This window comes from Roseibium sp. AWQ4_254, from assembly GCF_056161025.1.
Window position 1 is genome coordinate 1 of sequence record NZ_JBSWYH010000097.1, and the last position, 625, is coordinate 625.

1 pseudogene is annotated in these 625 nt (G+C 53.8%); it reads right to left on the reverse strand.

Annotated features, from left to right (window positions below):
* A pseudogene (locus ACXAIC_RS24770) lies at window positions 1-625 on the reverse strand (IS5 family transposase); the annotation flags it as partial.

Here is a 625-nt window from a genome sequence, read left to right on the forward strand (position 1 = left end):
GCCAGGTTCCATGAGGCTTGATAGCTGGTATCGGTTTTATCGTATCTTGTATTTATGCCTCTGAACTCTTTGATTTTGCTGAAATAGTTTTCGATCAGATGACGCCACTTGTAGGTTTCTTCGTCGTGGGGAATGTGAACGCGACGATTGGTTTTAGCCGGAATGATGGCTTGTGCCTGGCGAGCATCGAGGTCTTCGCGCAAGGAATTGGCATCGAATGCCTTGTCGGCAAGCATGGCGTCAAATTCCAGACCGTCGATCAGGTCTGGCACGCCAACGATTTCACTGCGCTGGCCGGGTAGAAGCTTGAAGCGCACCAGATTGCCTAGCGCATCGGTGAGTGCCAGAACCTTGGTGGTCAACCCGCCTTTCGAACGCCCGATGGCCTGATTGAGAGTCCCCCTTTTGCGCCACTCGCTTTCTGGTGGACGCTGATGATCGTGCCATCGACAAGAACATATTCAAAGTCGGGATCACCCGATACAGCCTCGAAAAGTCGCTGAAACACACCGCGTTGGGCCCATCGGCGGAACCGCCGAAACACACTGTTCCATTCGCCAAATCCTGATGGGAGATCTCGCCAGGGACCGCCAACGCGAACCTTCCACAGCACCGCTTCAAGAAA